This window comes from Sphingomonas folli, from assembly GCF_019429525.1.
In the GTDB taxonomy this organism is placed as follows: Bacteria; Pseudomonadota; Alphaproteobacteria; order Sphingomonadales; family Sphingomonadaceae; genus Sphingomonas; species Sphingomonas folii.
The window spans coordinates 200,184-212,446 of sequence record NZ_JAHXZL010000007.1 but is presented as its reverse complement, the minus strand read 5'-3'; the positions used below and the strand labels follow the sequence as shown (position 1 = coordinate 212,446).

Here is a 12,263-nt window from a genome sequence, read left to right as displayed (position 1 = left end):
CGATCCCGGCCCTTCTCGCGTCCGCCGTCCGTCGCGAAGCCGTGGAACCGCTTCCCGAACTCGCGTACACTCGCGCGACGATGGGAGAGCGAGGATGGCGCAGTTCGGCGACTATCAGCTGGCGATCTATCTCGCCGGCTTGGAGGGGATCGTGCCGGAGTGGCCGGTCGACTTCGCCACGCTGGAGCAGCGTGCGGAGGCGGCGATGCCGACCTCGCTGCTCACCTACGTCCAGGGCGGCTGCGGCGACGAGCTGACTCAGCGCCGCAATGCCAGCGCCTTCGCGCACTGGGGCATGGTGCCGCGGATGATGATCGACGGCACGCGGCGCGATCTCTCCGCCGACCTGTTCGGCACGCGGCTGGCGGCACCGCTGTTCATGGCACCGATCGGAGTCACTGGCCTGTGCACGCCGGACTCGCACGGCGACCTCGCCGCCGCGCGCGCCGCGGCCGAGACCGGCGTGCCTCTGTGCGCCTCGACCCTCGCCAACGACCCGCTTGAGGCGGTGATCGCGGCGGGCGGCGCGACCCCCGCGCTGTTCCAGCTCTACACGCCCCGCGATCGCGACCTCGCCGCCAGCCTGGTGGGTCGCGCCGAGGCCGCGGGCTATCGCGCCATCGTGGTGACGCTCGACACCTGGGTGACGGGCTGGCGCCCGCGCGATCTCAACACCGCCAACTTCCCGCAGCTGCGCGGCCATGTGCTGGCCAATTACTTCAGCGACCCGGTGTTCCGCCGGCTCCTGGCGCGCCCGCCGGAGGAGGACCGCCGCGCCGCGGTGATGACCTGGGCGGCCACGTTCGGCCAGGTGCTGACCTGGGACGATCTGGCGTGGCTGCGCTCGCTCACCAGCCTGCCGATCGTGCTCAAGGGGCTGTGCCACCCCGACGACGCGCGCCGCGCGATCGACGGCGGCGCCGACGCGGTCTACGTCTCCAACCACGGCGGACGCCAGGCCAACGGCGGCATCGCCGCGATCGACCTGCTGCCCGACATGGCGGCGGCGGTGGCGGGGCGCGTGCCGGTCTGGTTCGACGGCGGGATCCGCAGCGGCACTGACATCGTCAAGGCGGTGGCGCTGGGCGCCGACCTGGTCGGCGTCGGTCGGCCGTACAGCTACGGCCTGGCGCTCGGCGGCGCGGCCGGCTGCGCGCACGTGCTGAAATGCCTGCTCGCCGAGGCCGACCTGCTGATGGCGGTCAACGGCTGGCCCACGCTCGCCGCGGTGCGCGAGGCGGGGGCGCGGCGGGTGGAGGGGTAGATCCTCCCCGCGCGCCGGATGGGGTCACCGCGCCGTCATCGCCCTCGCGTCGGCTGCGGCCCGACCGTCGCGGAGACCCGCACCGGCAGGCGGCCGATCTTGCGCGCCAGTCCCGGCGGATCGACCAGCGTCACGCGCCCGCCCTTCCACTGCAGGTCGTTCTCGCGTCGTGCCTGCTGCACCATCCGGTTGACGTGGACCGAGGTGAGGCCGAGCGCGTCGGCGAGCGTCTCCTGCGTCAGCGGCAGGTCGAAGCTGGTGCCGCGCGCCATGCCGTTGAGCGTCAGCCGCTCGTGCAGCTCGAGCAGCAGGTCGCCGATCCGCTCCTGGGCGTTGAGCCGGCCGAGCCGGGTGACATGCGCCAGGACATAGGCCTGGTCGAGCGCGTCGCCCACCGCATAGACGGTGTCGAGCACCGAGCCGGGCGCGGCCGCGGGGGCGGCGCAGACCAGCACGTCGGTCAGCGCCACGATCGTCGCCACCGCGATCGGCCGCGGCTGCGGGCAGTGGCCGACCACGTCGCCGGGGAGGAGGAAGCTGAGGAACTGGCGCCGGCCGTCGGGCAGTAGCCGCACCCGCGCCGCCCAGCCGCGCAGCAGCAGCACGGGCTCGGCGATCTCGCGCCCCTCGCTGACCAGCTCGCGGCGCGCGCGGATCGTCTGCGCCTGCGCCGAGGCGGCGACGATCGTGTCGATCACCTCGGCGTCGAGCGGCGCCAGGGCGGCGAGTCGCTGCAGCGCGGGCTGGCGATCGTCGATGATGGTGGCGGCACGGATCATGGCCTCTCCTCCGATGCGAGTAATTGGTCGAGCGCGTCGAGCACCGTCGGCACCGCGAAGGGCTTGGGCACGCGCCGCACGTGGCGATAGGCGTCGGGCAGCGCCCAGTCGTCGTAACCGGTCACGAAGACGAACGGCACGCCGCGCGCCGCGAGCCGGTCGGCGATCGCGAGCGACGAGTCGCCCTCGAGATTGACGTCGAGCAGCGCGGCATCGATGCCGTCGCGCTCGGCCAGCTCCAGCCCGGCGGCGAGACTGCTCACCGGGCCGATCACCACCGCCTGCTCGGCGCCGAGGGCGCGACGCAGGTCGGACGCGATGAAATATTCGTCCTCGACCACCAATATCCGTCTGCCAGCGAGTCGGCCCGGCATCGTCATGCCCCTTCCTCGTCGCCGCTGAGCGGCAACGCGATGGTGCAGCGAACGCCGCCGCCGCGGAACTCGAGCCGGGTCTCGGCACCGAGCCGATACGGTAGCGCTTCCTCGATCAACTCGGTCCCGAATCCCTGCCGCGCCGCACCGACCGGCACCGCGGGAACTCCCTGCTCGGTCCATCGAAGATCGAGCCGGCGCGCCGATCTTCCGTCTACATTAACATCCCAGGTGATCGAGAGCGACCCTCCCGGCGAGCGAAAGGCGCCGAATTTTAAGGCGTTGGTCGCGAGCTCGTGGACGGCGAGCCCGAGCAGCTCGACCGCGCCGGCGGGCAGCGCCACGTCGGGGCCGGCGATGCTCAACTCGGGCCCGTCGCTCACCCCGACGCTCAGCAGCTCGTCCCGGATCAGATTCTCGAGGTCGACCGTGCCGCTGGCGTTGAGCGTCGCGCTCACCTGGGTGCGCGCCAGCGCGTCGAGCCGGCCGCGGAAATGGTCGGCGACGTCGTCGAGCGACTCGCCGCCCTCGACGGTCCGCGCGAAGACCGAGCGGACCACGGTGAGGATGTTGCGGACGCGATGCTGCAGCTCGGCGACCAGCACGCGCTGGCGCTCCTCGAGCAGCTGCATGTCGCTGATGTCGGTCGCGGCGCCCAGCCAATGCGTGATCTGGCCGGCGTCGTCGCGCACCGGCACCTGGCGGATCAGTAGCGCGCGATAGCCTCCCTCGGCCTGACGCACGCGGCACTGCACCGTCACCGGCTCGCCGGCGGCATAGGCCCGGCGGAAGGCACGAGTCACCTTACCCGCCTCGCTCGGGTGGATCAGCTCCATCCAGCCGCCGGCGGAGGCCTGCTCGTCGGTCTGACCGGTGATCGCGTGCCACTGCTGGTTGGACTCGATCCGCAACCCGTTGAGGTCGACGCGCCACAGCATCGCGGGCACCAGCTCGAGCGTGAGGCGGCGCTGTTCCTCACTGTCGCGCAGCGCCATCTCGGCGCGCTTGCTGCGCAGCGCCTGGACGATCGCGGGCGCCAGTTCCTCGGCGGCGGCGAGGTCCTCGTCGCGGAAACCGCCGGGCCGGTTGCCGAGCCCGACCATGCCGATCACCGCGCCGTTCTGATGCAGCGGCACGCCGAGGAAGCTCGCCAGCGGCGGGTGGCCGGCGGGCGTGCCGATCCGGTCGGCATGGGTGGCGGCGTCGTTGAAGATGAGGCCCCTGCCCTCGCGCAGCACGCGGCCGTAGAGGCCGTGGATCGTCAGCCCGGTGGGCACCTTGCCGCGCGGCCAGTCGCTCTTCGCCGCCTCGAAGGCGGTCCAGCCGCGCTCGCTGATCGCGATCTCGTCGAGCGTATCCGTGGCGCGGTCGATCTCGCCCATGAAGCTGAATGCCGCGCCGGTCACGTCCTCGGCGACGCGGAGGCAGACACGCCCGAGCGCTTCCAGGGACGGGGCGGTGAGCGCCTCGTGGAAGATGCGGTTGATGCCCTCGAGCACCGCGTTCTTACGCGCGAGCGTCGCCAGTAGACTGGTCTCGTCGCGCGGCTCCATCCTCATCGGTCTCACCCTCTACGAGCCAACGCCTCGCAACGAAATAGGGTCATCTCAAGTACATCGAGCTATGTCCCGAGCCCGCCGGGAGGGGCGGCGGCGCGGACGGCGACGTGCTTCGCCGGGCGTGAGGTCCGGGATGGGGTTCATCATCTCGCCGCATGTCGCCGCCGCCAGCGACCCGGACGTCGTCCGAGACCCGTCCCGCCGTCGCCTCGGTTCCCTCCCGTCTCAGTTCGCCGCCGCGCCCGTCGCGGCGTGGCCACGATAGCGGTCGAACCACGCCAGGATCGCCGCCGCCTTGGCGGCCGACTGCGACGGCCGCGACGTGAAGCCGCCGTGGCTCGCGCCGGGCACCTTGACCAACGCGGTCGGCACCTCGGCGATCTGGAGCGCGGCATAATATTGCTCCGACTCGCTCACCGGGGTGCGATAATCCTCGCTACCCACCACCACGAGCGTCGGCGTCTTGACGTTGCCGACGAGGCTCAGCGGCGAGCGCACCCAGTAGCTCATCGGATCCTCCCACGGCAATTTGCTGAACCAATAGCGCGAGGTGAAGGTGGTGTTGTCCATCGTCAGCGCCTCGCTGAGCCAGTTGATCACCGGCTTCTGCGTCGCCGCCGCCTTGAAGCGGTGCGTCTTGCCGACGATCCAGGCGGTCAGCACGCCGCCGCCCGAGCCGCCGGTGACGAACAGCTCGTCCTGGTCGGCGGTGCCGTCGGCGATCGCGGCGTCGACCGCGGCCATCAGGTCGTCATAGTCGGCGGAGGGATAGTTCTTGTCGATCAGGTTGGCGAACTCGGCGCCGTAGGAGGTCGAGCCGCGCGGGTTGACCCACAGCACCGCATAGCCCGCCGCGGCGTAGAGCTGGACGTCGCTGGCGAAGGTCGGGCCGTAGGCCGAGTGCGGGCCGCCGTGGATCTCGAGGATCAGCGGCACGCGCTGCCCCGCGGCGCGCGTCGGCGGCGTGGCGAGCCACGCGTCGATGGCGCGGCCGTCGGGCGCGGTGACGCTGAGCTTGCGCACGGGGGCCAGCGTCTTCGCGGCGGTCATCACCGCGTTGAGCTGGGTCAGGCGGCGCGGCTTGCCGCCGGCGAGCACCCAGACGTCGGCGGGCGCGCCCGCGTCGCCGCCGGTGTAGGCGACGGTGCCGTCGCGCGCGACCGAGAAGTCGCCGCCGGTATAGGGCCGGTCGAGCCCGCTCCCCTGGAGGTTCTCGGCGAGGACGGTGAGCTTGCCGTCGGTGCCGACGCGCGCGAGCTTGCGCTGGCCGCGGTCGTCGTAGCTGGCATAGAGGCTGCGCCCGTCGCGGGCCCATTGCACGTCCTCGACGCTGCGGTCGAGCGAGCCGGTGAGCGAACGCGGCGCCGCGCCGTCCGCGCCGCCGACGTAGAGCTGCGCATCCTCATAGCCGCGGCGGTGATCGTCGAAGCCGATCCAGGCGACTCGCTGGCCGTCGGGCGAGAAGCGCGCGTTGGCGTCGGGGCCCTGGCGCGTGGTCAGCGCGGTGACCGCGCCGCTCGCGACGTCGACCGACTGGACGTCGGTGTTGAGCACCTCGCGCTCGGTGTCACCGGCGCGGATCGCGGCGAAGAGGAGGCGGCGGCCGTCCGGGCTCCAGCCCAGCGGACCGTCGTCGTCGAAGCGGCCGTAGGTCAGCTGGCGCGCCGCGCCGCCGTCCGCGGCGACGACGAACAGGTGCGCATAGCCGGGCTTGCGATAGCCGGCGCCGTCGTTGCGATAGGTGACACGGTCGATCACCTCGAGCCCCGGCGCCCATTTGGCACCCTCGGGCCTGGCCGGCGGCTTGCCGAGCGTCATGCCCTCGCCCGCGACCGTGGCGACATAGGCGAGCCGGGTGCCGTCGGGCGACCAGGCGAGCGCGCTGGGATCGCCGGGGAGCGAGGTGACGCGCGCGCTGCTGCCGCTGGCGAGCCAGCGCACGAACAGTTGCGACTGATCGCCGTCGCCCGCGACATAGGCGATCCGCGTGCCGTCGGGCGACCAGCGCGGCGAGCTGCCAGCGGTGGCGAACGGCGTCTGGCGCCCGCTGGCGACGTCGATCAGCCACAGCGAGGACATCATGCGATCGGTCATGATGTCGCCCGAGCGGCGGACGTAGACGATCGTCCTGCCGTCCGGGCTGACCTGCGGGTCGCTCGCGACGGACAGGCCGAACAGGTCGGCACCGGTGAAGCGGCGGGTCGGACCGTCCGCCGGCGCGGCGGCGGGCGGCTGCTGCGCGGCGGCGGGGGCGGCGAGCAGGGCGAGGCAGAGGGCGAGGCGGGATAGCGCTGGACGCACGATGGGGAGGACTCCGCGGATGGTGGAACGCGCGCGATCATGGACGAAAGTGTCGGCGGTGCAATGAGGCGGGTGGCCGGCGCGCTCGGCAGGGCGGAATGCAGATGACGCGATCGCGTTACTTCACCGAGCTGCCTCCCGCCCCGACAACTGCCCGTCACCCCGGCGTAAGCCGGGGTCCGGTTGGGGACGCTCGTGGCTCCCACGCCGGCTTTCCCACCTGGGCCCCGGCCTTCGCCGGGGCGACGGTCGTGATGGGGCTGCGGTATGGACCATCGCGGACCAGCGATCTGCGGCCAGACCGGCTCTAAAGGGCAAGATCCCGATCGGGAAGAGGCGGAGGGCGGTCGACGCCGAACGACAGCCTTTTCCGCTCTCCTTTACCACCGCCCCCCACATCGGCGGCCTGGCCCTTCCCTCCCGCCGCGCCTCTGTTACGCTCCCCCCAACGAGAAGCATCGGGAGGCAGCGGGCATGACCCCGGACGGCGACGAGCGCGCGAGCGGCTATGCGTGGTACGTTCTCGCGGTCCTGTTCGTCGTCTACATCCTCAACTTCGTCGACCGGCAGGTGATCTCGATCCTGGCCGAGGACATCAAGCGCGACCTCCGCCTGCGCGACGAGGACCTGGGCTTCCTCTACGGCACCGCCTTCGGAGTCTTCTACGCGCTGTTCGGCATCCCGCTGGGCCGCCTCGCCGACAGCTGGCACCGCGTCCGGCTGATGACCCTCGGGTTGGCGATCTGGTCGACCATGACCGCGCTCTCCGGCCTGGCGAGCGGGGGCACGCAGCTCGCAGCGGCGCGCGTCGGCGTCGGGGTCGGCGAGGCGACCGCGTCGCCCTCGGCCTATTCGCTGATCTCGGACTATTTCCTGCGCAAGCTGCGCGCCACCGCTCTGTCGATCTACTCGGCCGGCATCTATGTCGGCGGGGGTTGCTCGCTGCTGGTCGGCGGGCTGGTGGTCCAGGGCTGGCAGCGCGCCTTCCCCGTCGACCCGCCGCTCGGGCTCGCTGGCTGGCAGGCCGCCTTCCTCGCGGTCGGGCTGCCCGGCCTGCTGCTCGCCGCGCTGGTGGCGACGCTGCGCGAGCCGGTGCGCGGCGCGGTCGAACGGTTGCCCCCGCCCCCGCCGCACCCCGCGCCGTTCCGCGCCTTCGGCAGCGAGCTGCTGACGATCCTGCCCCCGCTCACGCTGATCGCGGCGGCGCGGCGCGGCGTCGGCGCGCTGGCGGCCAACCTCGTCGCGCTGGCGACGGTGGTCGCGACGGTGGCGCTGCTGCGCGCGCTGGGCGAGCCGCTGCCGCAGTGGGTCGCGGTCGGTACCGGGGTGTACGCGGTCTTCTCCTGGGCGAGCGCGCTGCGCCACCGCGACCCGCCGACCTTCACGCTGATCGTCGGCACGCCCGCCTTCCTGTGCGTGGTGGTGGCCTATGGGCTGAACGCCTTCCTGAGCTACGCCGCCTCCTTTTGGGCGGCGCCCTACGCGATGCGCGAGCTGGCGGTGTCGCCGGCGCGCGCGGGGCTGATCCTGGGCGGCGGTGCGGCGCTGTCGGGCTTCCTCGGCGTGACGAGCGGGGGGCTGATCGCCGATCGGCTGCGGCGGACCAACCCGTCAGGGCGGCTGGTGCCGGTGCTGTGCGGGGCGGTGCTGCCAGTGCCGTTCCTGGCGGTCGGCTTCACCACCCACACGCCGCTGACGCTCTATCTCTGCCTGTTCGCGTCGCAATATCTGGCGAGCTGGGGGCTGGGCTCGGCCGCGGCGGCGACGCAGGACCTGGTATTGCCGCGGATGCGCGGGACCGCGACGGCCAACTTCTTCATCGGCACGACGCTGATCGGACTGGCGCTCGGGCCCTATCTGGCGGGGCGGATCTCCACGCTGAGCGGCAGCCTCTCCACCGGCATGCTGGCGCTGCTGGCGGTGGTGCCGTTGGGCGTGGCGGCGGGCGTCGCGGCCTATCGACTGGTGCCCGAGGCGGAGCGGACGCGCGAGGCGCGCGCGCGGGCGGCAGGGGAGACGGCGTGAGGTGAGGTGGCTCGGGTAGAACGCCCACCTCTCCTCACCATATCGACGTCCTCCTGAACTCGTTTGAGGATCCACTGTCCCGCGGGCGCCTCGGCAGCTGAGTAAGCGGCACGGTGGATCCTGAGACGAGCTCAGGAGGACGCCAGTGGAGGGGGCAAAGTGCGCTGCCCCCTCCTCCTCACCCCGCCTGGAACACCCCGCAGGCGATACGCCCGCCCGAGTTGCCGCTCGGGTCGGTCTTGAGGTCGTCCGGCCCGGCGTGGATCACCATCGCGGCGCCGTCCGCGTCGAGCAGCCCCGCCATCGTCGCGCCGGGGATCGTCGCCCCGATCGTGCCGCGGCCGTCGTTGCCGATCACGAGGTTGGGCAGGTCGCCCTGGTGCGGCCCCTGCGGGTTCATCGCGCCGTGCTTCATCTGCGTGGGATTCCAATGGCCGCCCGCGCTCTCGAAACCCGGCGGGTCGCAGCGGCCGACCATATGGACGTGCGCGCCGTGCGTCCCCGGCGGCATGCCGCTAGCATCGATCGTGAAGCGCAGCCCGCCCGCCACCTCGGTCGCGGTGGCGCGGCCGACGGGCGCGCCCGTCGCGGTGGCGAGCGACGCGCTGGCGCTGGCGCCGCCCGCGACCGGCGCGCCGGTATCCATCTTGCCCTGGTCGTTGCACGCGGCGAGCGCCAGCGTCGCCAGCCCCAAGCCCGTCATCGCCGTGATCCGCCGCATCGCTCGCTCCCAGAAAAATCTCGTTGATCCACGTCTATTGCCTATGGCAACCCCTGGGCCGAGCGCGCGGTTCCGCGCCCCACCGGCGCGGGTCACTGGTGCCCGCGCGCGATCAGCTCGGTCATCCGCCGCCCGACATAAGCAGCCTGCACGATCGCGAGCACTAGCACCACGTTGAGGACCACGATCTCGATCAGGAAGAACCACAGCGGCGTCCCCGCGATCATGCTGAGCCCCAGCAGGATCGTGCGCGGGTTGGCGCCCAGCGCTGCCGCGGCGGGCAGCAGCTTGCGTCCCTCCGCTCGCGCGATCTGCGCGATGCGGCGGCGCTCGGGGGGATCGGCCTCGGCGCTCGCCACCAGCGCGTTCACCACCTGGGTCGGCCCCGACATCTTGTGCCACGCCCAGAGGTAGAGGGCGGAGAGCCGCACGCCGACGCCGTCGCCGTCCGACTTGGCGGTCTGCAGCCAGGGCACGTCATAGGCCCACCATTGATAGGTGCGGCGCTGGCTCTCCGCGAACACCGACTGCACCGCGCGGCTCAGCCCGGCGAGCACCACGATCGGCCAGGCGACCCAGCCGATGCGGTCGTCCATCGCCGCGCCCAGCAGCGTGTACAGCACCGCGTGCCCGGCATAGTCGCACAGCCCGTCGACGATCTCGCCCGAGGGCGAGGCGCGCCCGGACAGGCGCGCCAGCGCGCCGTCGGCACCGTCCACCACGTGCCACAGGCAGTGGAGCAGGAAACCGAGCGCGATCGCCCAGGCCGTCCCCACCCGCGCGTAGAGTACCGCCGCCGCCATCACCATCAGCGCGCCGAAGATCGACACCATGTTCGGCGTCACCGGGGTCGGTACCAGCGCCCGCGCCAGCAGGTGGGCGAGCGGGTGATAGATCGTCCTGTTCAGAAAACCCTGTAGCTCACGCGGCTTCGCCGCCACAGCCGGTTCGGAATCGTTCACGCGTTCCTCGTGCATTTGCCCCGGGGCGCCTATACAGGCGATCGCTCCGCTTGACAGTTGCCACGTATCTGTCACGAAGCGGCAACGTATATGTCTTCAGCTCGGCCAGGCGCCGACAAGTGGGGTAGAATGGCTTCGATCAAGGTGGCGGTCATCGGGGTTGGCAACTGCGCGAGCAGCCTCGTGCAGGGCAAATACCACTATGCCGGCAGCAACACCGCCGCCGGTCTTATCCACGAGGAGATCGGCGGCTACAAGGTCGGCGACCTGGATTTCGTCGCGGCGTTCGACGTCGACTCGCGCAAGGTCGGGCTCGACCTGGGCGAGGCGATCTTCGCCAAGCCGAACTGCACCAAGGTTTTTCACGCTGACGTGCCCAAGACCGGGACGATCGTGAAGATGGGCGCCAAGCTGGACGGCGTCGCGCCGCACATGCTCACCGCCGCCAACGACCGCGGCTTCGAGATCGACGACACGCGCGACGCGGAGAAGGCGGAGATCATCGCCGAGCTCAAGCGCACCGGCGCCGAGATCCTCGTCAACTTCCTGCCGGTCGGCAGCCAGGCGGCGACCGAATTCTACATGGAGTGCGCGCTTGAGGCGGGCCTCGGCGTGGTCAACTGCATGCCGGTGTTCATCGCCTCGCGCCCCGAGTGGGAGAAGAGGTTCGCCGACGCCGGCCTGCCGATCATCGGCGACGACGTGAAGGCGCAGGTCGGCGCGACGATCGTCCACCGCGTGCTGTCGAACCTGTTCGGCCAGCGCGGCGTGACGATCGATCACACCTACCAGCTCAACACCGGCGGCAACACCGACTTCATGAACATGCTCGACCGCAACCGGCTGGCGAGCAAGAAGGAGTCGAAGACCGAGGCGGTGCAGGCGGTGATCGCCGAGCGGCTGGCGGACGAGAACATCCACGTCGGTCCGTCGGACTACATCCCCTGGCTCGGCGACAACAAGCTGTGCTTCCTCCGCCTGGAGGGTGACCTGTTCGGCGGCGTGCCGATGAACCTCGAGCTGCGCCTGTCTGTCGAGGACTCGCCCAACTCGGCGGCGGTGGTGGTGGACGCGATCCGCTGCGTGAAGCTCGGCCTGGAGCGCGGCATCGCGGGCGCGCTGGAGGGTCCCTCGGCCTTCTTCTGCAAGCACCCGCCGCAGCAGGTGACCGACGACGTGGCGGCGGCGATGACCAACGAGTTCATCCACGCCGACGCGCGCCTCGCCGCCGAGTAAGGCCGCTCCCTTGCACGCGCTCATCGTCGCGGCCGGCTATGGCAGCCGGCTGCGCGCGGTCTCTCCCTCGAAGCCGCTGACGCTCGTGCAGGGCGTGCCGCTGATCGAGCGCGTGCTGCGCGCCGCGCTCGACGGCGGCGTGACCGACGTCACCGTCGTCACCGGGCACGAGGGCGAGCGGCTCGAGCGCCACCTCGCGCTGGTCGCGGCGACGCTGCAGGTGCCGCTGCGCTGCGTGCGTACCCCCGACTGGTCGCTCGCCAACGGCCACTCGGTGCTGACCGGCGCCGAGGCGATCGGCCCGCGCCGCCACCTGCTGATGATGGCGGACCACCTCCTCGACCCGGCGCTGATCGCGCGCGTCGTCGCGGCGCCCGCGGCGGCGCTGACGCTCGGCGTCGATCGCCGGCTCGACAATCCGCTGGTCGACCTGGACGACGTCACGCGCGTGCGCACTGACGGCGAGCGCATCGTCGCGATCGGCAAGCATCTCCCGGACTATGACTGCTACGACACCGGTGTGTTCGCGGTCGACGGGCGCTTCCACGACGCGCTGCGTGGGTCGATCGCGGCGGGTGGCAGCGGCTCGATCTCGGCGGGGGTGGAGGCGCTGGCCGCGCGCGGCGAGGCGCGCGTGGTCGACGTCGGGGACGCCTGGTGGCTCGACGTCGACGACCCGCGCGCGCTCGACCAGGCCGAGGCCGCGCTCGCGGCGCATCCCCGCGCCGCCTGACAGCAAGAAAATGTAACCTCGATCAGCGGGAACGTGACCGCCCGCTATGTCATTGCCAGCGGCGAGACCCGACCACGAGGACCGCCATGAACACGAACAAGCACGGCTTCTCCTACCGCAGCTTCGCCGGCTGGCCCGCGCTGCTGGCGATCGCGCTACTGATCGCGACGGTGCTGTACCTCAACTACGGCCGCGACGAGGCGGCGACGCGGCTCAAGCCCGCCACGGGCACCGCGCGCGCGATGGCGCTGGCGGCCGAGGGCGGCGCGAAGGTGCCCGAGCGGCCGTAGGGAGAGCGGGTTGAGTCCA

At 71.8% G+C, this 12,263-nt stretch carries 11 protein-coding genes; 5 read left to right on the top strand and 6 right to left on the bottom strand.

Annotated features, from left to right (window positions below; genetic code table 11):
- The first annotated feature begins 94 nt into the window (after positions 1 to 94).
- Complete coding sequence (locus KZ813_RS12540; RefSeq protein ID WP_219755313.1) at positions 95 to 1,264, top strand: alpha-hydroxy-acid oxidizing protein; 1,170 nt, start codon at positions 95 to 97, stop codon at positions 1,262 to 1,264.
- Between the two features lie 35 nt (positions 1,265 to 1,299).
- Here the strand turns inward: KZ813_RS12540 and KZ813_RS12535 are convergent, their stop codons facing one another.
- The 4 genes from KZ813_RS12535 to KZ813_RS12520 all read right to left on the bottom strand — a co-directional run bounded on the left by KZ813_RS12535 (position 1,300) and on the right by KZ813_RS12520 (position 6,277).
- Positions 1,300 to 2,043: a Crp/Fnr family transcriptional regulator gene (locus KZ813_RS12535; RefSeq protein ID WP_219755312.1), complete on the bottom strand. Its 744-nt coding sequence runs from the start codon at positions 2,041 to 2,043 to the stop codon at positions 1,300 to 1,302.
- Entirely contained in the window at positions 2,040 to 2,423 is a 384-nt protein-coding gene (locus KZ813_RS12530) for a response regulator (RefSeq protein WP_258046712.1), read from the bottom strand. Before KZ813_RS12530 ends, KZ813_RS12535 begins: the two co-directional genes overlap by 4 nt.
- Positions 2,420 to 3,976, bottom strand: a complete 1,557-nt coding sequence (locus tag KZ813_RS12525; protein ID WP_219755311.1) for a GAF domain-containing protein — start codon at positions 3,974 to 3,976, stop codon at positions 2,420 to 2,422. Before KZ813_RS12525 ends, KZ813_RS12530 begins: the two co-directional genes overlap by 4 nt.
- Positions 3,977 to 4,201: 225 nt before the next feature.
- On the bottom strand, positions 4,202 to 6,277 hold the full coding sequence (locus KZ813_RS12520) for a S9 family peptidase (protein ID WP_373369276.1): 2,076 nt from the start codon (positions 6,275 to 6,277) through the stop codon (positions 4,202 to 4,204).
- A gap of 474 nt (positions 6,278 to 6,751) precedes the next feature.
- Here KZ813_RS12520 and KZ813_RS12515 point away from each other — a divergent pair, with 474 nt between their 5' ends.
- Entirely contained in the window at positions 6,752 to 8,302 is a 1,551-nt protein-coding gene (locus tag KZ813_RS12515) for a spinster family MFS transporter (protein WP_219755310.1), read from the top strand.
- Positions 8,303 to 8,480: 178 nt separating this feature from the next.
- On the opposite strand, the gene KZ813_RS12510 is transcribed toward KZ813_RS12515, so the two are convergent.
- Positions 8,481 to 9,023 (bottom strand): superoxide dismutase family protein, encoded by a 543-nt coding sequence (locus KZ813_RS12510; protein WP_258046711.1) that lies wholly within the window; start codon positions 9,021 to 9,023, stop codon positions 8,481 to 8,483.
- A gap of 92 nt (positions 9,024 to 9,115) precedes the next feature.
- The gene (locus tag KZ813_RS12505) at positions 9,116 to 9,985 is read right to left on the bottom strand and encodes a CDP-alcohol phosphatidyltransferase family protein (protein ID WP_219755309.1); all 870 of its coding nucleotides are present in this window, start codon (positions 9,983 to 9,985) and stop codon (positions 9,116 to 9,118) included.
- 129 nt (positions 9,986 to 10,114) lie between these two features.
- Here KZ813_RS12505 and KZ813_RS12500 point away from each other — a divergent pair, with 129 nt between their 5' ends.
- From KZ813_RS12500 to KZ813_RS12490, 3 genes are all read left to right on the top strand, one after another.
- Positions 10,115 to 11,221: an inositol-3-phosphate synthase gene (locus KZ813_RS12500; RefSeq protein WP_219755308.1), complete on the top strand. Its 1,107-nt coding sequence runs from the start codon at positions 10,115 to 10,117 to the stop codon at positions 11,219 to 11,221.
- Positions 11,222 to 11,231: 10 nt separating this feature from the next.
- The gene (locus KZ813_RS12495) at positions 11,232 to 11,954 is read left to right on the top strand and encodes a phosphocholine cytidylyltransferase family protein (protein WP_219755307.1); all 723 of its coding nucleotides are present in this window, start codon (positions 11,232 to 11,234) and stop codon (positions 11,952 to 11,954) included.
- An 86-nt stretch (positions 11,955 to 12,040) separates the two neighbouring features.
- The gene (locus tag KZ813_RS12490) at positions 12,041 to 12,244 is read left to right on the top strand and encodes a hypothetical protein (protein WP_219755306.1); all 204 of its coding nucleotides are present in this window, start codon (positions 12,041 to 12,043) and stop codon (positions 12,242 to 12,244) included.
- Positions 12,245 to 12,263 lie beyond the last annotated feature (19 nt).

Excerpts from the sequence above, each read along its gene's own strand:
- KZ813_RS12510 (WP_258046711.1), bottom strand. The coding sequence starts at position 9,023 with ATGCGGCGGATCACGGCGATGACGGGCTTGGGGCTGGCGACGCTGGCG.
- KZ813_RS12530 (WP_258046712.1), bottom strand. The coding sequence starts at position 2,423 with ATGACGATGCCGGGCCGACTCGCTGGCAGACGGATATTGGTGGTCGAG.
- KZ813_RS12500 (WP_219755308.1), top strand. The coding sequence starts at position 10,115 with ATGGCTTCGATCAAGGTGGCGGTCATCGGGGTTGGCAACTGCGCGAGC.
- KZ813_RS12525 (WP_219755311.1), bottom strand. The coding sequence starts at position 3,976 with ATGAGGATGGAGCCGCGCGACGAGACCAGTCTACTGGCGACGCTCGCG.
- KZ813_RS12490 (WP_219755306.1), top strand. The coding sequence starts at position 12,041 with ATGAACACGAACAAGCACGGCTTCTCCTACCGCAGCTTCGCCGGCTGG.
- KZ813_RS12515 (WP_219755310.1), top strand. The coding sequence starts at position 6,752 with ATGACCCCGGACGGCGACGAGCGCGCGAGCGGCTATGCGTGGTACGTT.
- KZ813_RS12535 (WP_219755312.1), bottom strand. The coding sequence starts at position 2,043 with ATGATCCGTGCCGCCACCATCATCGACGATCGCCAGCCCGCGCTGCAG.
- KZ813_RS12540 (WP_219755313.1), top strand. The coding sequence starts at position 95 with ATGGCGCAGTTCGGCGACTATCAGCTGGCGATCTATCTCGCCGGCTTG.